The following is a 21,325-nucleotide window of genomic DNA, read 5'->3' as shown; positions in this document are numbered from 1 at the left end:
GGTGCGAAGATCAGCTTTGTCACTCGGACCGAAAGGACGATATGCGCTATCGCACTCTGGGCAACACCGGCACCCTGGTGTCCACCCTGTGTCTGGGCACGATGACCTTCGGCGCGGAGACCGACGAGGCCGGCAGCTTCGCCCAACTGGACCGGTTCGTCGAGGCTGGCGGCACCTTCATCGACACCGCCGACGTCTACTCCACCGGCGTCTCCGAGGACATCATCGGGCGGTGGCTGCGCAGCCGACCCGACCTGCGTGACCGCCTGGTGATCGCCACCAAGGGGCGGTTCCCGATGGGCCCGGGGACCAACGACGCCGGCCTGTCCCGGGTGCACCTCACCCGCGCCCTGGACGCCAGCCTGCGCCGGCTCGGCGTCGAGGCCGTCGACCTGTACCAGGCGCACGCCTGGGATCCGCTGACCCCGCTGCCCGAGACGCTGCGGTTCTTCGACGACGCGGTCAGCGCCGGCAAGATCCGCTACGCGGGGGTCAGCAACTTCACCGGCTGGCAGTTGCAGAAGGCCGCCCTGCTCACCCAGCACCTCAACCTCACCCCGATCGTGACCCTGCAACCCCAGTACAACCTGCTGGCCCGGGAGATCGAGTTCGAGGTGGTGCCGGTCTGCGAGAACGAGGGCATCGGCATCCTGCCCTGGTCACCGCTGGGCGGCGGGTGGCTGACCGGCAAGTACCAGCGCGACAGCACGCCCACCGGCGCGACCCGGCTCGGCGAGAACCCACAGCGTGGCGTCGAGGCGTACGCGGGTCGCAACGCCGAGGAACGCACCTGGCGGGTGCTCGACGCGGTCCGCCAGATCGCCGGGGACCGCGACGTGTCCATGTCGGCGGTGTCGCTGGCCTGGCTGGCAGCCCGGCCGGCGGTCACCTCGGTGATCCTGGGCGCGCGGACCACCGAGCAGCTCGACGACAACCTGAGCGCCGCCGACCTGGTCCTCGACGCCGATCAGATGCGGCTGCTGGACGAGGCGAGCGCCCCGCTGGTGGGCGACTACCCGTACGGCGCGGCCGGGGTACGCCAGCGCGCCCGTGACCTGCCGGCCGGGTCATGACCTCGTTCCCCAAGCCCACCGACCCGGCCGGCAGCCGCGCCGAGGTCTTCCTGCGCTACCTGGACTACCTCCGCGAGTCCACTGTGGCCAAGGTGTCGGCGCTGGCCGAGCCGGAGCTGCGGCGCAGCCGGCTGCCGTCCGGGTGGACTCCACTGGAGCTGCTCACCCACCTGCGCCACGTCGAGCTGCGCTGGATCGAGTGGGGTTTCCAGGGCCGCGACGTCGCCGAGCCGTGGGGCGACCGCCGCGACGACCGCTGGTACGTCGCCCCCGACGAGACCCGCGCGGAACTCGTGGCGGCGCTGCGGGCGCAGGGCGCGCACACCACGGCAGTGGTGACGGCACACGACCTGGCCGAGATCGGCGCGCCGGGCCCGCGGTGGAACGGCGCGGACCCGGCGTCGCTGGAGCGGGTGCTGTTCCACCTGGTGCAGGAGTACGCCCGCCACCTGGGCCACCTCGACGTGGTCGCCGAGCTCGCGGGCGGCCCGACCGGCGAGTGAGACCGTCGGCTCGACGATGGTCTGATCTCGCTGCTCGGCGCTTCGTTCCTGTGAACGGGTGTGCGTGACCTCTGAGCCCGGGCCGAGCGGTTTGTCGGGCAGCGGCACCAGATCTTGGACAGTTTCCGTCACGTCCTCACGGAAACTGTCCAAGATCTGCACGAAGTAGCGGGACCGGTGTCGTCGTGCGGGCGGAGACAGTTGACGGTTGGACGGCCGCCAGCGGATGATCCAACGAAGTGTCGCCCGGGTTGGCGAGCCGGGACGCTGGTTCTCATGGGCAACATGATCGCCGTCATCCGGTGGCTACAGGAGAGCGGATTTCATGAAGTTCCTTCTCACGTCGTCGGGCATCTGCAACCCGAGCATCGCCGACGCGCTCGTCGACCTGCTGGGCAAGCCGATCGCTGAGGCCACGGCCCTGTTCATCCCCACCGCTGTCTACCCCTTCCCCGGCGGCGCCGAGAGAGCCTGGAAGGCGATCAACGGCCATGCCTCGATCCCGCTGACCCAGCTCGGTTGGAAAACTCTGGGGATCTTGGAGCTCACCGCGCTGCCGACCATTCGAGAAGAGAACTGGGTCCCCGCGGTCCGGGAGGCCGATGCCCTCCTCGTCTGGGGCGGCGATGTGCTGTACCTGACCCACTGGCTGCGCCAGTCGGGCCTGGCTGACCTCCTGCCGTCGCTCAGTGACACCGTCTATGTGGGGGTCAGCGCCGGCAGCATCGCCGTCACCCCGTACAACTGCGACGCCGAATTCGACAGTCAGTTCGTCCCCGACGGCAGCGACATGGCGCAGGGCGCCGACCGGGCGCTGGGGCTGGTGGATTTCACGCTCTACCCCCACCTCAACCATCCGGACATGGAGGACACCGAGCTGTCCGCCATCCAGAAGTGGGCGTCCGCAATCCCGGTCCCGACCTACGCCATCGACGACAACACCGCCATCACGGTGGTCGATGGCACCGTTGACGTCATCTCCGAGGGCGACTGGAAACTGATCAACCCCTGACCGGGCGTGGTCTCCGAACTCGCCGGCAGTCCGCCCGGAGAGTGAGGCCGCCGGCTCGATAATGGGCGAATGCCGCTGCTCGTCGCACCCGCCCTGCCCGCCGGTAGCCTCGCCGCCCAGGAGCAACCCCACCTTCCGGTCCGCCCCGGCCTGACGCTGCGGCCGTGGCGTGACGACGACGCCCCGGCCGTCCGGGCCGCCTTCGACTGTCCGGTGATCCAGCGATGGCACGTGCGTCGCCTCGACAGCGACGACGAGGCACGATCGTGGACAGCGCAGTGGGCCGGCCGTTGGCGCGACGAGAGCGCCGCCAGTTGGGCGGTCGTCGACGCCGACGACCGGCCGGTCGGTCAGGTGGGGTTGCGCGACGTGCTGCTGACCGAGGCGTCGGCGCAGGTGTCGTACTGGGTGGCGCCCGCCGAGCGCGGTCGGGGCATCGCCAGCGGGGCGCTGCTCGCCATGACCCGGTGGGCCTTCACCCGCGGCGGGTTTCACCGGCTGGCGCTGGAGCACTCGACCGGCAACGCGGCGTCCTGCCGGGTGGCCGCGCGGACCGGGTTCACCGAGGAGGGCGTGGCGCGCGGGTCGGTGCGTCACGCCGACGGCTGGCACGACATGCACCGGCACGCGCGGTTGGTGACCTCGATGACGGCCGACCGTCAGTAGGGGCAGGTGCGCTTGTCGCGCACCATCTGCGCGTACTCGGCGCCGGTGATGCGCAGCCGGTCGGTGGTGCTGCCGTCCTTGGCCCGACAGCCGTTGAGCGGGTTGAGGTAGATCGAGGCGTAGGCCGCGTCGTCCGCGCGCCCGGTCACCTCGAACGGCTTGTCGCCGGGCGCCGACACCACCATCGTCTGACGTCGTCCGTCGGCGAGGTAGTCCAGCTCCAGTCGCCATCGGCAGTGCTGCTTGGCGCTGAGCGCTCGTACCTGGATGACGTTCTTCTCCCCCCTGGGCAAGGTGATCTTGTTCGTGGCGAAGAACGGGGCACCGGCATCCTCGCCACCCGGATCCTCGATGAGCATCCGGGGATTCGCTTGATCCACGTGAGTCACCAGGACGAGCTTCTCGGAGGCGCCCTGGGATTGGTTGGGATCCCGGACCCCGGTGAGCGGGGGGCGGCAGGGTTCGACGAGGACGGGCCGGAGGTCGACGGCCTCCACTGCCTCGTCCCGGGTGCCGACGAGGGTGATCTCCCAGGTGCTCCGTCCGATGTCGACCGCGCCGGCCTCGACGGTCGGATCGGCCGGCCGCTCGGCGTCCAGACGGGCCAGGTCGGCGCCGGCGGGGTAGACGTAGTCGAGCGCACCCTCTTCCGGGTAGGGGACGTGCTTGACGTCCAGGACGACGAGTGGCCCCCGGCCGGCCAGCTCCTCGGCCAGCTCGTTCGCGGGCTTCCACTGGTTGAACATGCCGAGGAGAACGGCACCGAGCCAGGCGCCGACGGCACCGATCACGATCGTCAGCAGCCAGGTGACGGGGCGTTTCCACCAGGCGACGGGTGCCGGCGCGGGGACCCGGCGACGCGGACGCTTGTTACGTTGACTCATGGACCGGAGTCTCCTGCGTTTCGGTGGACGTACCAGTAGATGGGTCGGCGGACGTGTCTGTGTCGAGGAGCCGGCGGGCCAGCAGCACGGGCAGCGCCACGAGCCAACCCCACGCCGCGCCGAAACGCAGCGCGGCGGTCAGTTGCAGGCCCAGGGACTCCCAGGGCGCGCAGCCGGTCGGGGAGTCCGACACCGCGCAGTCGACCAGGACGTCGGACGTCGCGGTCAGCGCGGACGCCGCGATCATGGCACCCCAGCAGACGACGACGAGCCCGAGGCGATGCCCGGAGTTCGGCAGGCCGGCGAGCAGCGCCCAGAGCAGGAGCCAGAGCACCAACAGCAGGGCGACGGCGAGCACCGACCTGTGTACCCACTCGTCCATCGACAGGGGATTCGGCTCGATCTCGTGAGTCAGTCGGTACTCCACGTCATCGTGTGCGCGTGGCGGCGGGGACAGGGCGGGGCGGTACAGGAACACCCTGAGCAGCGCCACGAATCCTCTCCCGGTGTAGCTGTCCCAGACCGCCTGGGTGCCGTTGACCAGCATGAGCACCAGCACCGGAAGGACACCGGACAGGGCAAGGTTCGCGCTGCGTCCCCGCACGTCGCCGATCAGCGGAACCCAGGCCGCCGGATCGGCGTCGTCAAGCGATTCCTGAGCCTCGTCGTCGCCTTCGTCGGTGTCCTCGTGCAGGTCGCCTTCGTCGGTGTCCTCGTGCAGCTTGTCCAGCAGCAGTCTCGCCAGGCTGGTGCAACCCACCAGGGATGCGTTCATGCCCGCGATCAGGCAGCCGAAGAAGAGGGCGTCGGACGTCCAGCCCGTCAGCGTCAGGTACGCGCTGGCGAGAAGCGTGGAGTGGTCCAGTGCCTCGTTGGCGTACCAGCCGGTGGGGGCGGCGTGGACACGGAACACCAAGGTGGCCCACCACAGCAGGTCCCCGACCGCCGTGGCGGTGAGGGCGGCGGCCGCGCCGGTCATCGCCGCGACGAAGGGGTGCGTCCGTCGGGTGACCAGGGCGCAGGCCAGGTACGTCGACACCCCGATCAGCAGGATCACGACCCAACGGATCAGCGGCGTCACCGCGTCCATCATGGGAGCGGTCGTGGGGTCGAGGGGGGCGAAGAAGACGTACCCCTTCGCGACGAGAGTCGGGAAGTCAACGGCGGTCCGCGTGACGGTGATCGGCCCCGCCATCGAGCGGACCTTGAGGGTGACGCTCAGGTAGATCAGGGTGGCGGCCACCGCGGCGAGCACGGCCACGGCGATCCTGAACGGGCGGCTCATCTGGCCGGCCTCATCCCGGGGCGGGTCGTCACGCCGTCAGTCTCCCGCATCGCGCTGCCTCGCACAGACCCGTGCGTGCCCCGCTCGGCGGTGGCTGAGGCCGGGTCAGCGGGTTTCCGCCCAGCCGACGAAACGCGGCGTCAGGTCGGGCAGCGTGACGTCCGGGTTGAGCTTGGTGAGATCGGCGGTGGCTTCCTCCTGGACCTTCGCCAGGTGGATCAACAGGCCCGGTCGGTCCTCGCGATACTCGCCGAGCAGGCGTAGCTTCGCGGCCGAGCACGGCCAGAGGATGCCGCAGACCGGGCAGCGCCAGGACGGCCGCAGCGGCGTGTGCTTCGGTCGCTCGTGCATCAGCCGACCCCCACTGTCACGCGGCGCCGGGCCGGTGTGGACGGATCGGCGTGGACCTGCACACCGTGGCGCATCACGAACAGCTCGCGCCGTGCGACCGCTTCGCCTTTCCTGCTCAGCTCGTACGCGTCGAGCCAGAGCCAACCGTCGTAGGTGTACCGGTCGGGCAGTTCGCGGATGACCCGCACGACGATCGGTTTGCTGAATTGGACGCTCGCGGCGGTGGTCAACAGGACCACGTCGCCGGCTCTGAGAGCACCCCGTACCTCGTTTCGCACAGCTTCTCCTTCTCGTTGCAGCACCGTCTACACCGCACTTTGCCGGGGGTTGCTGGACAAACACACAGCGTTACGTAACCTCTTCATCGCAGCGGATTTGTTCCAGGGGAGGGACGGCATGAACCACGCCTTTGTCGCAGCGCTGGCCGCGGCGGGTCACACCGCCGAGAGCCTGGCCGGTCAGCTCGGCGTGCACCCGAAGACCGTCGCCAGGTGGGCAAACCCGGGGCACATTCCCCAGAGCCGACACCGTGCGACAGTGGCGGGGCTGCTGGCAAAGGACGCCGACGCGCTGTGGCCGGACGTGGTCCGTCGCCGCGAGCCGGTGTGGTTCCGGCCGTGGGTCGACCTGGAACGCGAGGCAGTGACGCTGCGGTCGTTCGAGCTGACGTGGGTGCCGGGGCTGCTGCAGACCGAGGCGTACGCCCGGGCGACCCTGGCCGGTGGGGTGCTGACACCGGAGGCGGTCGCCGAGTTCGCCGAGGCGCGCATCCACCGGCAGGCGATCCTCGGCCGCAGCGGCGGACCGTTGCTGATCGCCGTGCTCGACGAGGGGGTGCTGCGGCGGCGCGTCGGCGACGACCGCGCGTTGATGGCGGCGCAACTGGCGCGCCTGCTCGCGCACGCCGAGACGGGCACCATCCAGCTCCACATCGTTCCGGCGGACGCGCCCAGCTATCCGGGGCTCGACGGACCGTTCACCATCGCCGACATGCCGGACGGGTCGCGGGTCGCGCACGTCGACAGCGCGGCACGGGCGCAGATCCTCGACCAAACGTCGGATCTTGTTAGCCTGGAGCGGCGGTGGGAACGTCTTCGCGGCGAGGCCCTGCCCCGAGGGCGTTCGTTGGAACTTCTCAGAGAAGCGGCAGCATCATGGACATGACCGGTGCGCAGTGGCGGAAGAGCACGAAGAGCGGCGGCAACGGTGGCAACTGTGTCGAGGTTGCCGACAACCTTCCGGGCGTGGTCCTGGTTCGTGACACGAAGGACCGCGACGGCGGCACGCTGACCTTCAGCCCGCAGTCGTGGCGTGGCTTCGTCGCGATGACCCGCGACGCCGGCTGACCGACCACATCGCACGGAGGCTCCCGGCCCGTGCCGGGAGCCTCCGTCGTGGGTGGGCCGGACGTCGGCCGTCGCGCACCGACGATCAATGGGATCAACGAACAACGGTAGGTTCGGCCGGTTGCGGTTGCGGAGTCGTCGGCCAGGTGAGTCGGCGTACGCCGGGAACGAGCGCGGTGCCGGCGCAGGAGGCGAGGACCAGCAGGCCCGCGACGGCCAGCGGGACGGGTGCGCCGAACGCGTCGGCGGCCAACGGCGCCAGCGCGTAGCCCAGCGGCATGGCACCCAGTGAGACCAGCCAGTCGTACGAGGTGACCCGGGCCAGCACCTCTGGCGGGAAGTGGTGCTGCACGACGGTCTCCCACACCGGGTTGAGGTAGCCGAGGGCGGTCAGCGCCACCGCGTAGGCGACGATCACCGCGGGGGCGGGCGCGGCGACGGCGAGCAGGAACAGTGGCGCGGCGTAGCAGGCCAGCCCGAGGTTGGCCAGCAGCACCGGCCGGTGCAGCCGGACCCGCCCGGCCAGCAGCGATCCGGTGAGCATCCCGATCGCGCCGGCCTGCAACAGCAGCACCCAGGTCGTCTCGCCACCCAGGCGGTCGATGGCGACGGCCGGCCCGAGGGTCATCAGCACGGCGGCGGCGCCGTTCCACACGCCGTGCCCGAGCAGGCTGGTCCAGAACCAGTCGCGGGCGCGTACCTCGCCGAAGCCGTGCCGCAGGTCGGCGAGGACGGACCGGCGGGGCACCGGCACGTGGCGGACCCGCACCAGCGCGAGCAGCGCGGCGCTGAGCGCGAACGACGCGCCGTCCAGGATGAACGCCCAGCCGGGTCCGGCGGCCCAGATCAGCGCGCCGGCCAGGGCCGGGCCGGCGAGGCGGCTGGTGTTGGCGGTGATTCCCATCAGGGCGTTGGCCCGCTGCCTGTTCGCCGGTTCGACGGTGCCGGCGACCAGCGGAGACGCGGTCGGGATGGCGAACGCCGAGGCGGTGCCGCCGAGCGCGGACGCCACCACCACTGTGGTCAGTGACGGGTCGCCGCCGAGCAGCTCCACGCCGACCGCGAGCTGCGTGGCGCAGCGGACCAGGTCCGCCAGCAGGGCGACCCGGCGGGCGTCGAACCGGTCGGCCACCACCCCGCCGAACGGCAGCAGGACCAGCCGGGGCACGACCGCCGCGGCGAGGACGACGGCCAGCGCGCCGGTGGAGCCGGTGGCTCGCAACACGGCCAGCGCCAGCGCGGCGGGTACCACCGCGTCGCCGAGCGCGGAGATGGTGCGACCCAGGAACAGCAGCCGGAAGGAGTGGTCGCGCAGTGGATGAGCCATTGCCACAACGTACTTCGACATCGAATATTTCAGCAATGAATATTTTGACGCTGAGGTAAGCTGGCACGGTGACCACCACTCCGGACGCCGTCGACCGGCACATCGAGCGCTGGCTGCCCGTGGTGCCCGACCTCGACGCGGACGTCGAGGGGGCGGTGACCAGAATGATCCGACTGACCCGGCACCTGCGGGCCGTCAAGGAGCGCGTCCTGGTCGACCTCGACCTGCCGGCCCACGAGTACGACACCCTGCACGCCCTGGCCGGCCGCGGTGGCCGGGCCGCGCCCTCGGACCTCGCCGCGGACCTCACGATGGCCCCCGCCTCGATCACCGCGCGGGTGGACGCGCTGCTGCGGCGGGGCTTCGTCCACCGGATTCCGTCGACAGTCGACCGTCGACGCGTCGACGTGGAGCTCACCGAGGCGGGTCAGGCCGCGTGGCGCGGGGCGATGGAGGTCCAGGGCGCCGAGGAGCACCGCCTGCTCGGCGCGCTCACCGGTACCGAACGGCGACACCTCTCCGACCTGCTGCGCCGGGTGCTGCTCGTCGCCGAACAGCCACAGAGCACGCCGCAGACCGACTGAGCGAGGCCGAAAATCGCCTGGCGGCCCGGGTACCGCTGATGCAAGGGTGACCGGCGTGACTGCGCATGTGCTGGCCGGGGCCCTGGCCGACGACGGACGGCGACGGATCTTCGCGACGATCGTGCTGGGTGCGACAACCGCGACCGAGGTCGCCGAGCGGACCGGCCTGCCGGCGCGGGTGGTGCTCACCGGGGTCCGCCGGCTCAGCGACGCGGGCCTCGTCACGGGTGCGGACGGCACGCTCGCGGCCGACGAGGCGTCGCTGCGGGCCACCGCGCGCGACAGCGGCCCGGCCGACGACGCCGAACCCGGCGTCGACCCGGTGCTGCGGACCTTCCTGCGCGCGGGCGTTCTGGTGAGTCTGCCGGCGCAGCGCGCTCGGCGGCGGGTCCTGCTGGCGCACATCGCCGAGCAGTCGTTCGAGCCGGGCAGCCGCTATCCGGAGCGGGCCGTCGACGACGCGCTCAAGCCGTGGTGCGCCGCAGGCGGGTCGGATCACGCGACGCTGCGCCGGTATCTGATCGACGAGCAGTTGCTCACCCGCGAACATGGCATCTACCAGCGGCTATGAATGCCGCCGCGCGAACGGTCTGGTTGCGGAGGATCTTGCTAGCCTCGGCGCATGACCTCCTGCACGCCCTCCGATGGCCCGCCGGACCTGTTGTTCCTGCTCTCCTGGGCGAGTCACGCGTTGCAGACCGAACACGCCACGGGGCTGGCCGAGCTGGGCATCTCGCCGCGGGCGCACTACGTGCTGGCGCAGGCCCACACCGGTGAGCTGACCCAGCGGGAGATCGGCGAGCGGTGCGGTGTGGACAAGACCACGATGGTGGTGACGCTCGACCAGCTGGAGCGGGCCGGGTTGGCCGAGCGGCGTCCGGTGCCGACGGACCGACGGGCCCGGATGATCGCTGTGACGCCGGCGGGGGAGCAGGTGCTGCGGCAGGCGCAGCAGGTGGTCCGGCGCATCCAGGACGACCTGCTGGCAACCCTGCCCGAGCAGGACCGGGAGGTGTTCCTGCGGGCTCTCCTCGGGCTGGTCAGCGGACCACTGGCCAACACCTCCCCGTACGCGCCGGGAGCCCGCTCCGGCTGTTAGTTCCGACAAAGATAGTTCCGAACAAGACTATCTGTTACGGTCGTACTCGTTCGTTTCCCCTGAACGAGGAGCCGTCATGAGCGCTGCCACCGTCACGACCCCCACCCCCTCGCCACTGCGCCGCCGCGCCCTCGGCGTCGCCGCCGCCGTCGTGGCCCCCCTGGCCGTCTGGACGATCGGCGCACTGGCCGGAGTCGACTACACGGTCGAGAGCCCGGGCCAGCCCGCCACTGTGATCGGGGCTGGCGCGATCGTCATGATCGCCCTGGGAGCCGCACTGCTCGGCTGGGCGGCGCTGGCGCTGCTGGAACGGTTCGCCAGCCGGGTCGCGCGACCGGTCTGGATCTCTCTGGCGATCGTCGTGACGGTGCTGTCCTTCGTCCCCGTGCTCAGCGTCGAGGCCACCGGCGGCGCCAAGCTGGCCCTCGGCGCGACGCACGTGGCGGTGGCGGTCGCGTTGATCGCCCTGCTGCCCCGCCCCCGCCGATAGGCGTCGCGACATCGCCGACGCCCGTCCGGCGGCACCCGCGATCGGCGAGCCGTCGACACCGGACGCGTGACCGGATAAAGCCGTTGACCGGGCGGTGATGATCAACAGGTGACCATCACCGCCCGGCCCACCTGGACGACCAGCACCAGCCGGCCCGACCACCCCGACGCGGTGCTGCTGCTGCGCGAGTACATGACCGAGATGGTGGTTCGCTACCACCGTCGCCCGGCCCTGCCCGGTGAGGTCGACGCGGCGCTGGTCGAGCTACCCAGCGACGACCTGACCGCGCCGAGCGGGCTGCTCCTGCTCGCCCACCACGGCACCGAACTGGCCGGCTGCGCCGGGCTGCGCTGGCAACCCGGCTGGGCCGAGCTGACCCGGGTGTTCATCCGCTCCGAGCACCGCGGCGCCGGTGGGGGAGCCGCGCTGCTGGCCGCCGTCGAGCAGCAGGCCCGCGCGGCCGGGGCGGGCCGGATCCGGCTCGACACCCGCCACGACCTGGTCGAGGCCCGCGCCCTGTACGCCCGGCACGGCTACGCCGAGATCCCGGCGTACTCGCGAGGTCCCTACGCCGACCACTGGTTCGAGAAGCAGTTGTCCTGAGCAGTTGACGGCGGCGCGCGGACGCGCTAAATAAGAAGTAGAAGTTGAGTCACCAAGGCTCAACTCATCACCTTCGGCCAGGAGAACCGAGGAGGCATGACGATGTTGATGCGTACCGACCCGTTCCGCGAGATCGACCGGCTCACCGAGCAGTTCTTCGGAACGGTGGCCCGTCCCGCGACGATGCACCTGGACGCCTACCGCGACGGCGACCACTTCTACGCGGCGTTCGACCTGCCCGGCGTCGATCCGGACACCATCGACTGCACCGTCGAGCGCAACGTGCTCACCGTCCGCGCCGAGCGTCGCCGGCCCGCCGGCGACGGCGTCGAACTGGTCGCCGCCGAGCGCCCGATGGGCACCTTCACCCGGCGGCTGTTCCTCGGCGACACGCTCGACACCGACAAGCTGGAGGCCGGCTACGAGAACGGGGTGCTGACGCTGCGCATCCCGGTCGCCGAGCGGGCCAAGCCCCGCCGGGTGACCGTCCAGGCCAACGGCGGCTCCCGCCGAGAGATCAACGCCTGATCCGACACGGTGACGGGTGGGACCGGCGCGCCTGCACGCCGATCCCACCCGAGGCTGAGAGCCTTTTTCACATGGTGTTCTCCGACGCTCCGGTGCTCGCCCGCCCGTCCGCGCCACCGGCGCTGCCGAGCGGGCCGGTCGAGGTCACCGAGGCGTGGCTGCGCAACCGGCGGCTGTCCGAGCACACCCGCGACGCCTACCGGCGTGACGTCACCGGCTGGCTGCGCTGGTGCGCCAGTCACGACCTCGACCCGCTGCGGGCCACGTTCCTGCACGTCAACGAGTACGCCCGAGCGTTGGAGAGCAGCGTCGGCGCGCGCAGTGGCCGCCCGCTGACCCCGGCGACAGTCGCGCGCCGACTCTCGGCGCTGTCCAGTTGGTACGACTTCCTGGTCAAGCTGGGCGCAGTGCCGGCCAACCCGGTCTCCGGCGCGGACCGCCCCCGCGTCGACCGGGACCACTCCGCCACCGTCGGGCTCACCCCCGAGGAGGTGGACGCCCTACTCGGCGCGGCCGACGCGGACACCGGCGCTACCGCCGTACGTAACCGGGCGGCGCTCGCGCTCCTCGCCGACCTGGGTCTGCGGGTCGGCGAGCTGATCTCGCTGGACCTGACCGACCTCGGCACCGAACGCGGCCACCGCAGCGTGCGCTTCATCGGCAAGGGCGGCAAACAACGCCGCCGCGCCCTCACCCCCGGCACCGGGCACGCCCTGGACGCCTACCTGGCCCAGCGGGCCGCCGCCACCGGCGTGCCGGTGCCGCAGCTCACCGGCCCGCTGCTGGTCACCGCCAGCGGTGCCCGGCTGGACCGGCACTCGGTGTTCCGGATGGTCCGTCGGCTCGCCCGCGCCGCCGGCATCCCGGCCTGGGCGAAGCTGTCCCCGCACTCGCTGCGGCACGCCTTCGCCACCACGGCCCGCTCCGAGGGCGTGCCGTTGGAGGACGTGCAGGACGCCATGGGGCACGCCGACCCGCGCACCACCCGCCGCTACGACCGCGACCGGCACAACCTCGACCGCGACCCGGCCTACGCGGTGTGGGCCGCCCGGTCGCGCCGTCGCGGCTGACCAGCCCGGACGGCGCTGCCGCGGCCAAGCGGCCCGGACGGCGCTGCCGCGGGTGCAGCCCGGGGCGGCGTCAGCCCTGCGGGCGGGGGCAGATGCAGAACGGCTGCCCGATCGGGTCGAGAAGCACCACCCACCGCTCGCCGCCGGGCTGGAAGGCCGGCTTCGACGCCCCAGCGGCGAGAAACGTCTCCTCCGCCGCCGCCAGGTCACCGGTCTGGTCCGGCCAGGAGGGTGGTCGGTAACCCTCGACCAGCCCGAAGCCGATGGAGACACCACCGGAGCTGATCATCGCGTACTCCGGTTGGCTGTGGGTGACCTCCCAGCCGAGCGCCTCGTGGTAGAACGCGGCGTGGCCGGCGGGATCGGAACTGTCGAGGTTGACCATCGCGAGGTCGACAGAAGCTGTCACGCCGGCAGTATGCCGCCGGGGCCTGACAACTCCGGCCCCGCTGACCGGGCGATCAGGGAGCGTCGAGCGGCCAGAACGTCACACGGGCGGTGTCGTCACGGCAGATCAGCCCGGCGCCCACCCGTCGGCAGTCGGTCAGACCCGCCGGAAGCACCACTGACACTCGATGACCGTCGCGCCCCAACGTCGCCACCAGCGCACGCCTGCCGTCCGCCGCCAACCCCAGCACCACCAGCGGCTCCGCTGGCACCCGGGGGCCCGCCACCGGCCGCCAGCGCGCGCCGGCCGGCCACGTCCACACCCGCGCCCCGCTGCCCGCGTCGATCGCCCAGCGGCCCTGCTCGTCCTGCCCGCAGATCAGGCCCTGGCAGGACCGCAGGGTCAGCTCACCCGGCGGCACCGGCACCCGCCAGCGCGGTGCCAGCCCCGGCAGGTCGTACCCGGTCAGCGCCACCGCGCCGCCGATCGGGTGGCGCAGCACCAGGTGCGCGTCGACGACCTGGGGATTGTCCGGGCCGTAGTCGGCCGGCGGAAACTGTCCCCGCCCGCGCTCGACGCCGTCGCGGGCGTCGAGCAGCCGGGCCAACCCGTCGTCCTGCACCAGCAGCACCCGCCCGGGCAGCGCCCGCAGCACCGCGGTGGAGGGCAGCGGAACCGACCACCGGGTCGCGCCGGTGGCCGGGTCGACGCCGTGCACGGTGCCCTCGACCCGCCGCCCCGGTTCGGAGGCGCTGCGCACCTCCTTCACCGCGACCGCCTCATTCCCGGCCGCGTACACCCGCTCGGGTCGCCGCCACACCGGCCGGCCGGTCCGCATCGACCGCGCGGTGGTCACCCGCGCCCCGAGCGCCTGGTCGCGCTCGACCAGCAGCAACAGGTCACCGGCGACCTCGGCGGACCACCCGGCGGCGGGGGGCACGACGACCCGCCACCTCGCCGGGCCATCCGGGGCGGCCGAGTCGTAGGCGCTCAGCGTCGGCGGGTTCGGCTCGGGGTCGACGACCAGCAGCAGCGGCCCCGCGCCCAGCACTGTCGCACCGGCGGGGACCTGTGGGCCGACCTGCGGCGACAGGCGCCCGGACGGTGCGGCACCACCGAGCAGGACACAGACCGCCACCAGCGCCGCCACCCGCCACCGGCGGGACACCTGTGGGGGTGGCCGGCGCTCCTTTAGGGGCGCGCCCCGGTCGTCACCCAGCTCGATCAGCACCGACATGGGCGCCCACCCGTCCGCTCGCGCCGGCCGTTCAACAGAGCAGGTCGAGGTGGTGGTGGGCGTCCTCGGCGATCTCCTCGTGCCGCAGCCAGCGGCGCGCCCACAGCCGGGCTGCCAACTCCGCCTGCTCGTCGCCCCACGCGGCGTGCTCGACGAGCAACGCGGTGGTCAACGCGTACGCCAGGCGCAACGCCAGCCCGCGGGCGCCCGCGAGCACCGCCGACGCACCCGGGTCCACTGTCACCGCGGCGATGGTCTCCTGCAACTGCGCGACGGCGGTGGCCAGGGTGTCGGCCAGCACCGGCGACAGCGGCCGGGCCAGGTCGACGGCGGCGGTCAGCCGGCTCAGCAGCGGCGCACCGGCGTCCTCCCGGGTCAGCGCGCGCAGCACGTCCAGGGCCAGCACATTGGTGGTGCCCTCCCAGATCGGCAGCACCTGGGCGTCGCGCAGCAGCCGGGGCACGCCGGTGTCCTCCACGTAGCCGGCACCGCCGAAGCTCTCCACGTACTCGCTGGCGGAGCTGACAGCGAGCCGGCCGGTGGCCAGCTTCGCCAACGGCGCCACGATGCGCAGCTCGGCCGCCGCCTGCGGGTCGGCGCCGACCTCGACCCGGCCGAGCAGGGCGAAGGTGTGCCCAGCGAGAGCGAACGCGCCCGCCGCGTCGACAGCGAGGGTGCCCAGTGTGGCCCGGTGCAGGGGCGAGGACACCAGCGGGCCGCCGGCGACGTGCCGCACCTCGGCGTACGCGCGCGCGTAGGCGAGACCCCGTCGCATCCCACCGGCCGCCGCCGCGGCGTTGTGCACCCGGGTCACCACGACCAGGGTCATCGCCCGGACCAGACCGGGCACCGCCGGGTCACCCAGGGGAAGGGCGTACGCGTCGCGCAGGCCGATCTCGGCGGTGGGCAGCGCACGGGTGCCGAGCTTGTCCTTGAGCCGGTGCACTATGACACCCGGCGCGGGTGCGCCCGGTGCCGCGCCGTCGACCAGCGGCGAGTCGACCGCGTACCGGGGAACAAGAAACGGGGCGAGCACCCGGCTGCCCCGTCCGGCGCCCTCCGGCCGGGCCAGCGCCACCGCCATCGCCGCGTCGGCGGCGGAGCAGAACCACTTCTCCCCGGTCAACCGCCACGAACCGTCCGCCGCGGGTCGGCCGAGCGTGCTGGAGCGGCCCAGATCGGAGCCGCCCTGCGCCTCGGTCATCCACTGCCCGCTGGTGATCGCCGTGGCCGGGTCCGTGGAGATCAGCCGGGGCAGCCACGCGTCGCGGACCGTGGCGTCGACGTCGGGCATGCTGAGCAGCGCCGCCGCCCCGTCGGCCATCGCCACCGGGCAGGAGAACGTCGCCGACTCCGGCCCGTACAGGTGCAGCAGGGCGTGCTGCACGACCCGCGCGGCGGCACCCCAGGTGCCCCGGGCGTCCGGCAGGTAGGGCAACGCCACCACGGCGTGTCGGGCGGCGGCGGCGCGTTGCGCCTGCCAACCGGCGGAGGTGTCGATGCGGTCGATGCGGGCACCCCACGGGTCGTAGCGGACCAGCGTCGGCGGGTGCGCCTCCGCGTCGGCGTGCGCCGCGCGCAGCGGCCCGGTGACGTCGGCGGCCAGGTCCGCGAGACGGCCCTTCGCGGCGGCGTGCCCGCCCGGCCCGAGGTGACGCTCCAGCCAGGACCGCAGCAGGCCATCGCTGGCGTACGGGTCGACGGGGGGTGGTACCGGCTGCACGAAGCGGCTCATCGATCGGCTCCTGGCACTGCTCGGGGGTGTGCGCCGACGGTAGACGATGCGGAGCCGCCGCGAACAGGGCACACCCGCCCATCGGACGCACCCAGTTTCCGGCTTGTCGCCCGTCGGCGTGAGCGTCTTCTCTACGGTCGGTAGTCGTGGGTGCGGGCCAGTCGTGGAGCCGACCGGCCCGGCGTCACCGCCCGATGCGCACCGGGTTGGCGTTCGCCGGGTTCGGCGTGGCGCTGTGCTGCGTGGGGGTGGCCGGGTTGGGGGCCTGGAACCTGCAGACCGTTCGGCAGGCCGCCGGCCCGATCCGGGAGACCGCCGACGGTTTCCTCAGCGAGGTGGCCCTCGGTGACAGCGACCGGGCGTACGAGCGGCTCTGCGAGGACGCGCGCAGCCGCTGGAGCGCGATCGGCTTCACCAGTTGGGTGCGGACACCACCGATGGTCACCGACTACGAGATCACCGACGTGTCGGTAGCCACCCGCAGCGGACGACCGCACGGCACTGTGACAGTGAAGCTGACCCGCGACGGCGGGCTTAGCGAGGAGCGTCGCCTGCCTGTGGTCCGTGAGGACGGGAACTGGCGGGTCTGCGGTGACCCCTTCTGAGCCGCCGGTCGCCGCCCCGCTACGCCCGCAGCTGCTGCGACCACGGGAGGGGGTGCAGCCGACCACCTCGACCGAACTCTTCTTCGACCTGGTCTTCATCTTCACCATCACCCAGTTGTCGCACTACCTGATCGCGCACCCGGACTGGCGGGGCGCGGGGCGTACCGGGCTGTTGCTGGCGCTGGTCTGGCTCGTCTGGGTCTACACCACCTGGCTGACCAACTGGCTGCAACCGGACCAGGGACCGGTGCGGACGATGCTGATCGGGGTGGGGCTGGCCAGCCTGCTGTTGTCGGCGGCGATCCCGCAGGCGTTCGGCTCGACCGGTCTGCTCTTCGCGCTGGTCTACGTGATCGTGCAGGTGGGCCGCACCCTGTTCTCGTTGTGGGCGGTGCAGGGCAGCCCGTGGTTGGTGGCCGGGTTCCAGCAGTCGCTGCCGTGGATCACGGGGACGTCGGTGCTCGTGGTCCTCGGTGGCCTGGTCGGTGGGTCCGCCCGGGACGCGGTGTGGGCGGCGGTGATCGTGATCGAGGTGGTCAGCCTCTCGATCGGCTATCCGCTGCCGCGGCGGGGACGCAGCCGACCCGAGCGGTGGATGGTGGAGGGCGGGCACCTGGCCGAACGGTGCGCGGCGTTCGTCCTGATCGCGTTGGGGGAGTCGATCCTGGTCACCGGCAGCACCCTCACGTCGCACGTGGACCTGGTGACGTCCGGGGCGTTCCTGCTGGCGTTCGGCGGTTCGGTGGCGCTGTGGTGGGTGTATTTCGCCCGCTCGGCCCCGGCTGCCACGGAGGTCATCGCCCGGGCCGGGGAGCGCACCGGCGGGTTGAGCCGAGTCGCGTTCAACTTCCTGCACCCGGTGATCGTCGCCGGTGTCGTCGTCACGTCAGCGGCCGACGAGCGGTTGCTGCGGGAGCCCGGCGCGTCGGCGACCACTGTCGACGTACTGCTCACCCTGGGTGGTCCCGCGCTGTTCCTGGCCGGGCACGCCGCCTACAAGGCGCTGCTGTGGCGGACCCTGCCGATCAGCCGGGTCACGGCGGTGGTGGTCCTGCTGGCGCTGATGCCGGTGGGTGTGCTGCTGGAGGCACCCGTAGCGGTGTGCGCCGCAGCGGCGTTGGCGGTGACGGTCGCCGTGATCCTGGCCGACCGGTTCCGGTCACTGGCGGCAGCGCGGTGAGCGGCGCGGCGCCAGGACGCGGTCCGCTTCATCCGCAGCTACTGCGCCCGCGCCGTGGAGTGGAGCCGACCACCTCCACCGAACTCTTCTTCGACCTGGTCTACGTCTTCACGATCATCCAACTGTCGCACTACCTGGCCGAGAACCTCAGCTGGCAGGGTGTCGGACGGACAGCGGTGCTGTTGAGCCTGGTCTGGCTGGTCTGGATCTACACCGTGTGGGCAGGTAACTGGCTGCAACCGGACCGGACACCCGTGCGGGCCGCGCTGCTGGTGGTGACGCTGGGCAGCCTGCTGCTCGCCGCCGCGCTGCCCACCGCCTTCGGCGACAACGGTCTGCTCTTCGCCCTGGCGTACGCGGCTGTGCAGGTGGGTCGCACGGCCTTCTCCCTGTGGGCGATCCGGGGTGAGCCCTGGCTCGGCGACAGTTTCCGGCAGTGTTTCGTCTGGATCGCCGGTACCGGAGCGCTGGCGGTCGTCGGCGGGCTGGTGCACGCCCCGGCCCGGGAGCTGATCTGGATCGCGGTGATCGCCGTCGACTCGATCGGGCTGGCGACCGGGTTTCCGGTGCCCGGGCTGGGCCGCAGCAGGCCGGAGCACTGGCGGGTGGAGGGCGGGCACCTGGCCGAACGCTGTCAGGCCTTCATCCTCATCGCGCTGGGGGAGTCGCTGCTGATCACGGGCGGGACGCTGACGCAGCGGTTGGACCGGGTGACCATCGCCGCGTTCCTCCTCGCGTTCGCGGGCTCGGTGGCCCTGTGGTGGGTGTACTTCGACCGGGCGCAGGCCAGCACGGCGGCGTTGGCGGCCGCGGGTGAACGCGCCGCGCGGCTCTCCCGGCTGGTCTTCAACTATCTGCACCCGGTGATGGTGGGCGGCATCGTCGTCACGGCCGTCGGTGACGAGCGGCTGCTGCACGACCCCGGGGAACCGGTCGGCTGGGCGAGCGCGCTGGTCGTCCTGGGTGGTCCGGCGCTGTTTCTGGCCGGGCACGCCGCGTACGTGATGGCGCTCGGCGAGGCCGGGGTGGCCGTCCGGGGCGCGGGGACGCTGCTGCTGTTCGCGCTCTCCCCGGTGGCGGTGGCGTTGCGGGCGCCGATCGCGGTGCCCGCCGGGGCGGCGCTGCTGATCACGGTCGGGGTGATCGTGGCCGACCGGGTGTCGGCGCGGCGGGCCGCTCAGTCGCGGGGGCCGAGGTCGCCGCTGCGGTAGTGCCGGCGACAGAGCACCTGGTAGCGCACCTCGGCGGTGTCGACGGTGTCGCCGATGACGACCTGGGCGCCCTCACGCACGACCCGCCCGTCGACGACGCGGGCGTTGAGCAGCCCTTCACGGCCACACCAGCAGAGCACCTCGACCTGGATGCGGGCCACCTCGTCGGCCAGCTCGAACAGGCGTTGCGCGGCGGGGAACAGCCGCGACCGGAAGTCGGTGGCCAGGCCGAACGCGAACACGTCGACGTCGTAGCTGTCGACCAGCTCGGCCATCTGCTCGACGTGCTCGACGGTGTAGAAGCACGCCTCGTCGCAGATCAGGTAGTCGACGCGTACCCCGTCGGCCCACCGGCCCCGCACCAGGGCCCGCAGGTCCAGGTCGTCGGTGACCTCGATGGCCTCGTGGGCCAGGCCGATGCGGGTGGTGACCTGCGGTCCCAGTGACCTGTCGATGCGGGTGGTGACCAGCCCGCGCCGGCCCTGCCGGGCGTGGTTGTAGTTCATCTGCAACGCCATCGTGGACTTGCCGCAGTCCATCGGCCCCCAGAAGAACTTCAACGCCGCCGCGTGCACCGGACGCCCGTCGAGCCCGCGCGCGGCCGCGCACCCGGCCGGGGCGTGTGGCTGGCCGGGGAACGGGTGGGCCAGGCAGGTCGGGGCGGTGGCGGCGTCGTCGGTCACGGTCGGGCAGCCTAGCCGATTGACCGGCCCGGATCGGTCGGGCGCGGGACCCGTGCTCAGAGCACCCGGGGTGGGGTGTTGCCAGCGGCCACGATGGCACGGCGGATCGGCACGGCGGCGAGCAGCAGGAACCCGACCACGAAGAAGATCAGCAGTGAGACCAGGCCCACCCGGTACGAGGCGGTGAGTTGGAACACCAGGCCGAAGGCGAGCGGGCCGAGCCAGCTGGTGCCCTTGTCGCTGATCTCGTAGAAGCCGTAGTACTCGCCCTCCTTCCCGGCCGGGATGAGCTGGCTGAACAGCGACCGGCTCAGCGCCTGGCTGCCGCCGAGGACCAGGCCGATGGCCGCGCCGAGGACCATGAACGGCACCGGCGCCTCGGCCGGCAGCCGGAACGCGCCGATGATCACACCGGTCCAGAGGACCAGGCTGAGCAGCACGGTCTTCCAGGCGCCGATGTGTCGGGCCAGCGCGCCGAGGCCCAACGCGCCGCCGAAGGCGAGGAACTGCACCAGCAGGATGGTGATGATCAGGGTGCTCTGGCCCAGCCGCAGCTCCTCGGTGCCGTACTGGCTGGCCAGGGTGATGACGGTCTGGATGCCGTCGTTGTAGACCAGGAACGCCAGTAGGAAGAACAGCGTCAACGGGTACGCCTTGACCTCCCGCAGGGTGTGGCCCAACTGCCGGAACCCGTCGGTGAGCACGTTGCCCCGCCGGGCCAGCGCCGCCGCCGCGCTGGGGCGTTCCCGCAACCAGCGCAGCGGCACCAGGGTGAACACCGCCCACCACACCCCGGCGGAGACGATCGACCAGCGGGCCAGGTCCAGGGTGCGCTGCGGGTTGTCGTCCTCGCTGAACAGGGTGACCGCCACCAGGTTGAACGCCAGCAGCAGGCCACCGCCCAGGTAGCCCAGCGCCCAGCCGCGGCTGGAGATGCCGTCGCGTTCGTCGGGGCCGCCGAGCTGTGGCAGGAACGAGTTGTAGACCACGACGGCCGCGCCGAAGGAGATGTTGGCGACCAGGAAGAGCGCCCCGCCGAGCAGGTAGCGGTCACCGGTGACGAAGATCATCGCGATGGTCGCGCCGGCGCCGGTGAACGCGGCGCCGCCGAGCAGTCGCTTCTTGTGCGCCGACCGGTCGGCGATAGCCCCGATGACCGGCAGCACGAACACGGTGAGGAACACCGACAGCGAGATCAGGTACGGGTAGTAGGACCCGGCCGCCACCCGGATGCCCAGCGGGTGCACGTACCCGTCGCAGGTGTCCGCCCCCAACTCGCACCCGGCGGCCAACTCGGCGATGGTGGTGATGAACGGTCCCAGGAACACGGTGATGACAGTGGTCTGGAACGCGGAGTTGGCCCAGTCGTAGATGTACCAGCCGCGCCGCTCCCGGCGGGTGCTCGCCGGAGGCGGGGTGTCGTCCACCGTGGGGGTCACGGTCTCGGCCATCGGGGGTCCTTCGA

The 21,325-nt window shown here is 72.1% G+C and carries 26 protein-coding genes; 16 read left to right on the top strand and 10 right to left on the bottom strand.

Annotated features, from left to right (window positions below; translation table 11 throughout):
• Nucleotides 1-41: 41 nt before the first annotated feature.
• The 4 genes from AB0B94_RS21160 (at nt 42) to AB0B94_RS21145 (ending at nt 3,254) form a co-directional block, all read left to right on the top strand.
• On the top strand, nt 42-1,073 hold the full coding sequence (locus tag AB0B94_RS21160; protein WP_357282530.1) for an aldo/keto reductase: 1,032 nt from the start codon (nt 42-44) through the stop codon (nt 1,071-1,073).
• The gene (locus tag AB0B94_RS21155) at nt 1,070-1,576 is read left to right on the top strand and encodes a DinB family protein (protein ID WP_357282526.1); all 507 of its coding nucleotides are present in this window, start codon (nt 1,070-1,072) and stop codon (nt 1,574-1,576) included. Before AB0B94_RS21160 ends, AB0B94_RS21155 begins: the two co-directional genes overlap by 4 nt.
• A 325-nt stretch (nt 1,577-1,901) precedes the next feature.
• On the top strand, nt 1,902-2,588 hold the full coding sequence (locus AB0B94_RS21150) for a Type 1 glutamine amidotransferase-like domain-containing protein (protein WP_357282524.1): 687 nt from the start codon (nt 1,902-1,904) through the stop codon (nt 2,586-2,588).
• Nucleotides 2,589-2,657: 69 nt separating this feature from the next.
• Nucleotides 2,658-3,254, top strand: coding sequence for a GNAT family N-acetyltransferase (locus AB0B94_RS21145; protein ID WP_357282521.1), 597 nt, complete (start codon nt 2,658-2,660; stop codon nt 3,252-3,254).
• Here AB0B94_RS21145 and AB0B94_RS21140 read toward each other — a convergent pair.
• The 4 genes from AB0B94_RS21140 to AB0B94_RS21125 form a co-directional block, all read right to left on the bottom strand.
• Nucleotides 3,248-4,138 carry a hypothetical protein gene (locus tag AB0B94_RS21140; protein ID WP_357282518.1) on the bottom strand — a complete coding sequence of 297 codons (891 nt, stop codon included), beginning with the start codon at nt 4,136-4,138 and terminating at the stop codon, nt 3,248-3,250. The genes AB0B94_RS21145 and AB0B94_RS21140 overlap by 7 nt on opposite strands.
• On the bottom strand, nt 4,125-5,423 hold the full coding sequence (locus AB0B94_RS21135) for a hypothetical protein (protein ID WP_357282515.1): 1,299 nt from the start codon (nt 5,421-5,423) through the stop codon (nt 4,125-4,127). Before AB0B94_RS21135 ends, AB0B94_RS21140 begins: the two co-directional genes overlap by 14 nt.
• A gap of 105 nt (nt 5,424-5,528) precedes the next feature.
• Nucleotides 5,529-5,774, bottom strand: a complete 246-nt coding sequence (locus AB0B94_RS21130) for a flavin reductase (protein WP_357282513.1) — start codon at nt 5,772-5,774, stop codon at nt 5,529-5,531.
• Entirely contained in the window at nt 5,774-6,052 is a 279-nt protein-coding gene (locus tag AB0B94_RS21125; RefSeq protein WP_357282510.1) for a hypothetical protein, read from the bottom strand. Before AB0B94_RS21125 ends, AB0B94_RS21130 begins: the two co-directional genes overlap by 1 nt.
• A gap of 118 nt (nt 6,053-6,170) precedes the next feature.
• Here AB0B94_RS21125 and AB0B94_RS21120 point away from each other — a divergent pair, with 118 nt between their 5' ends.
• Both AB0B94_RS21120 and AB0B94_RS21115 read left to right on the top strand, forming a co-directional pair.
• A complete protein-coding gene (locus AB0B94_RS21120) occupies nt 6,171-6,938 on the top strand; it encodes a DUF5753 domain-containing protein (RefSeq protein ID WP_357282507.1) in 768 nt (255 codons plus the stop codon).
• The gene (locus AB0B94_RS21115; protein ID WP_357282505.1) at nt 6,929-7,120 is read left to right on the top strand and encodes a DUF397 domain-containing protein; all 192 of its coding nucleotides are present in this window, start codon (nt 6,929-6,931) and stop codon (nt 7,118-7,120) included. The genes AB0B94_RS21120 and AB0B94_RS21115 overlap by 10 nt, the downstream gene beginning before the upstream one ends.
• Nucleotides 7,121-7,214: 94 nt before the next feature.
• Here the strand turns inward: AB0B94_RS21115 and AB0B94_RS21110 are convergent, their stop codons facing one another.
• Complete coding sequence (locus AB0B94_RS21110; protein WP_357282502.1) at nt 7,215-8,447, bottom strand: MFS transporter; 1,233 nt, start codon at nt 8,445-8,447, stop codon at nt 7,215-7,217.
• 68 nt (nt 8,448-8,515) lie between these two features.
• Between AB0B94_RS21110 and AB0B94_RS21105 the strand changes: the two genes are divergently transcribed.
• The 7 genes from AB0B94_RS21105 (at nt 8,516) to AB0B94_RS21075 (ending at nt 12,821) form a co-directional block, all read left to right on the top strand.
• Nucleotides 8,516-9,031 (top strand): MarR family transcriptional regulator, encoded by a 516-nt coding sequence (locus AB0B94_RS21105; RefSeq protein ID WP_357282498.1) that lies wholly within the window; start codon nt 8,516-8,518, stop codon nt 9,029-9,031.
• Nucleotides 9,032-9,086: 55 nt separating this feature from the next.
• The gene (locus AB0B94_RS21100) at nt 9,087-9,602 is read left to right on the top strand and encodes a DUF2087 domain-containing protein (protein ID WP_357282496.1); all 516 of its coding nucleotides are present in this window, start codon (nt 9,087-9,089) and stop codon (nt 9,600-9,602) included.
• Between the two features lie 51 nt (nt 9,603-9,653).
• Nucleotides 9,654-10,130, top strand: a complete 477-nt coding sequence (locus AB0B94_RS21095; RefSeq protein ID WP_357282493.1) for a MarR family transcriptional regulator — start codon at nt 9,654-9,656, stop codon at nt 10,128-10,130.
• Between the two features lie 76 nt (nt 10,131-10,206).
• Nucleotides 10,207-10,620 (top strand): DUF6069 family protein, encoded by a 414-nt coding sequence (locus AB0B94_RS21090; protein WP_357282491.1) that lies wholly within the window; start codon nt 10,207-10,209, stop codon nt 10,618-10,620.
• 108 nt (nt 10,621-10,728) lie between these two features.
• A complete protein-coding gene (locus AB0B94_RS21085; RefSeq protein WP_357282487.1) occupies nt 10,729-11,223 on the top strand; it encodes a GNAT family N-acetyltransferase in 495 nt (164 codons plus the stop codon).
• Nucleotides 11,224-11,325: 102 nt separating this feature from the next.
• Nucleotides 11,326-11,751 (top strand): Hsp20/alpha crystallin family protein, encoded by a 426-nt coding sequence (locus AB0B94_RS21080; protein WP_238669874.1) that lies wholly within the window; start codon nt 11,326-11,328, stop codon nt 11,749-11,751.
• A 71-nt stretch (nt 11,752-11,822) separates the two neighbouring features.
• Nucleotides 11,823-12,821 carry a tyrosine-type recombinase/integrase gene (locus tag AB0B94_RS21075; protein ID WP_238669823.1) on the top strand — a complete coding sequence of 333 codons (999 nt, stop codon included), beginning with the start codon at nt 11,823-11,825 and terminating at the stop codon, nt 12,819-12,821.
• Between the two features lie 70 nt (nt 12,822-12,891).
• Here AB0B94_RS21075 and AB0B94_RS21070 read toward each other — a convergent pair whose 3' ends face one another.
• From AB0B94_RS21070 to AB0B94_RS21060, 3 genes are read right to left on the bottom strand one after another with little or no spacing between them, the layout of a single operon-like run.
• Nucleotides 12,892-13,230, bottom strand: a complete 339-nt coding sequence (locus AB0B94_RS21070; protein WP_357282483.1) for a VOC family protein — start codon at nt 13,228-13,230, stop codon at nt 12,892-12,894.
• Between the two features lie 52 nt (nt 13,231-13,282).
• Nucleotides 13,283-14,446, bottom strand: a complete 1,164-nt coding sequence (locus AB0B94_RS21065; RefSeq protein ID WP_357282479.1) for a PQQ-binding-like beta-propeller repeat protein — start codon at nt 14,444-14,446, stop codon at nt 13,283-13,285.
• Nucleotides 14,447-14,477: 31 nt separating this feature from the next.
• Complete coding sequence (locus AB0B94_RS21060) at nt 14,478-16,181, bottom strand: acyl-CoA dehydrogenase family protein (protein ID WP_357282477.1); 1,704 nt, start codon at nt 16,179-16,181, stop codon at nt 14,478-14,480.
• 194 nt (nt 16,182-16,375) lie between these two features.
• On the opposite strand from AB0B94_RS21060, the gene AB0B94_RS21055 reads away from it, so the two are divergent.
• The 3 genes from AB0B94_RS21055 to AB0B94_RS21045 are packed head-to-tail and all read left to right on the top strand — an operon-like array spanning nt 16,376 to nt 19,177.
• Nucleotides 16,376-16,786, top strand: a complete 411-nt coding sequence (locus AB0B94_RS21055) for a hypothetical protein (protein WP_238669873.1) — start codon at nt 16,376-16,378, stop codon at nt 16,784-16,786.
• The gene (locus AB0B94_RS21050) at nt 16,773-17,966 is read left to right on the top strand and encodes a low temperature requirement protein A (protein WP_357282472.1); all 1,194 of its coding nucleotides are present in this window, start codon (nt 16,773-16,775) and stop codon (nt 17,964-17,966) included. The genes AB0B94_RS21055 and AB0B94_RS21050 overlap by 14 nt, the downstream gene beginning before the upstream one ends.
• Before the next feature lie 59 nt (nt 17,967-18,025).
• Nucleotides 18,026-19,177 carry a low temperature requirement protein A gene (locus AB0B94_RS21045; protein WP_357282469.1) on the top strand — a complete coding sequence of 384 codons (1,152 nt, stop codon included), beginning with the start codon at nt 18,026-18,028 and terminating at the stop codon, nt 19,175-19,177.
• Here AB0B94_RS21045 and AB0B94_RS21040 read toward each other — a convergent pair.
• Nucleotides 19,144-19,752 (bottom strand): thymidine kinase, encoded by a 609-nt coding sequence (locus AB0B94_RS21040; protein ID WP_238660175.1) that lies wholly within the window; start codon nt 19,750-19,752, stop codon nt 19,144-19,146. The genes AB0B94_RS21045 and AB0B94_RS21040 overlap by 34 nt on opposite strands.
• A gap of 164 nt (nt 19,753-19,916) precedes the next feature.
• The gene (locus tag AB0B94_RS21035; protein WP_357282467.1) at nt 19,917-21,311 is read right to left on the bottom strand and encodes an MFS transporter; all 1,395 of its coding nucleotides are present in this window, start codon (nt 21,309-21,311) and stop codon (nt 19,917-19,919) included.
• Nucleotides 21,312-21,325 lie beyond the last annotated feature (14 nt).

It is taken from the genome of Micromonospora sp. NPDC048986, from assembly GCF_040649335.1.
Classification (GTDB): domain Bacteria; phylum Actinomycetota; class Actinomycetes; order Mycobacteriales; family Micromonosporaceae; genus Micromonospora; species Micromonospora alfalfae.
This window is presented reverse-complemented; position numbering and strand designations above follow the sequence as displayed.

Excerpts from the sequence above, each read along its gene's own strand:
- AB0B94_RS21140 (WP_357282518.1), bottom strand. The coding sequence starts at position 4,138 with ATGAGTCAACGTAACAAGCGTCCGCGTCGCCGGGTCCCCGCGCCGGCA.
- AB0B94_RS21120 (WP_357282507.1), top strand. The coding sequence starts at position 6,171 with ATGAACCACGCCTTTGTCGCAGCGCTGGCCGCGGCGGGTCACACCGCC.
- AB0B94_RS21065 (WP_357282479.1), bottom strand. The coding sequence starts at position 14,446 with ATGTCGGTGCTGATCGAGCTGGGTGACGACCGGGGCGCGCCCCTAAAG.
- AB0B94_RS21095 (WP_357282493.1), top strand. The coding sequence starts at position 9,654 with ATGACCTCCTGCACGCCCTCCGATGGCCCGCCGGACCTGTTGTTCCTG.
- AB0B94_RS21090 (WP_357282491.1), top strand. The coding sequence starts at position 10,207 with ATGAGCGCTGCCACCGTCACGACCCCCACCCCCTCGCCACTGCGCCGC.
- AB0B94_RS21080 (WP_238669874.1), top strand. The coding sequence starts at position 11,326 with ATGTTGATGCGTACCGACCCGTTCCGCGAGATCGACCGGCTCACCGAG.
- AB0B94_RS21145 (WP_357282521.1), top strand. The coding sequence starts at position 2,658 with ATGCCGCTGCTCGTCGCACCCGCCCTGCCCGCCGGTAGCCTCGCCGCC.
- AB0B94_RS21060 (WP_357282477.1), bottom strand. The coding sequence starts at position 16,181 with ATGAGCCGCTTCGTGCAGCCGGTACCACCCCCCGTCGACCCGTACGCC.
- AB0B94_RS21160 (WP_357282530.1), top strand. The coding sequence starts at position 42 with ATGCGCTATCGCACTCTGGGCAACACCGGCACCCTGGTGTCCACCCTG.
- AB0B94_RS21075 (WP_238669823.1), top strand. The coding sequence starts at position 11,823 with ATGGTGTTCTCCGACGCTCCGGTGCTCGCCCGCCCGTCCGCGCCACCG.
- AB0B94_RS21150 (WP_357282524.1), top strand. The coding sequence starts at position 1,902 with ATGAAGTTCCTTCTCACGTCGTCGGGCATCTGCAACCCGAGCATCGCC.
- AB0B94_RS21035 (WP_357282467.1), bottom strand. The coding sequence starts at position 21,311 with ATGGCCGAGACCGTGACCCCCACGGTGGACGACACCCCGCCTCCGGCG.
- AB0B94_RS21130 (WP_357282513.1), bottom strand. The coding sequence starts at position 5,774 with ATGCACGAGCGACCGAAGCACACGCCGCTGCGGCCGTCCTGGCGCTGC.
- AB0B94_RS21055 (WP_238669873.1), top strand. The coding sequence starts at position 16,376 with ATGCGCACCGGGTTGGCGTTCGCCGGGTTCGGCGTGGCGCTGTGCTGC.
- AB0B94_RS21115 (WP_357282505.1), top strand. The coding sequence starts at position 6,929 with ATGGACATGACCGGTGCGCAGTGGCGGAAGAGCACGAAGAGCGGCGGC.
- AB0B94_RS21155 (WP_357282526.1), top strand. The coding sequence starts at position 1,070 with ATGACCTCGTTCCCCAAGCCCACCGACCCGGCCGGCAGCCGCGCCGAG.
- AB0B94_RS21110 (WP_357282502.1), bottom strand. The coding sequence starts at position 8,447 with ATGGCTCATCCACTGCGCGACCACTCCTTCCGGCTGCTGTTCCTGGGT.
- AB0B94_RS21135 (WP_357282515.1), bottom strand. The coding sequence starts at position 5,423 with ATGAGCCGCCCGTTCAGGATCGCCGTGGCCGTGCTCGCCGCGGTGGCC.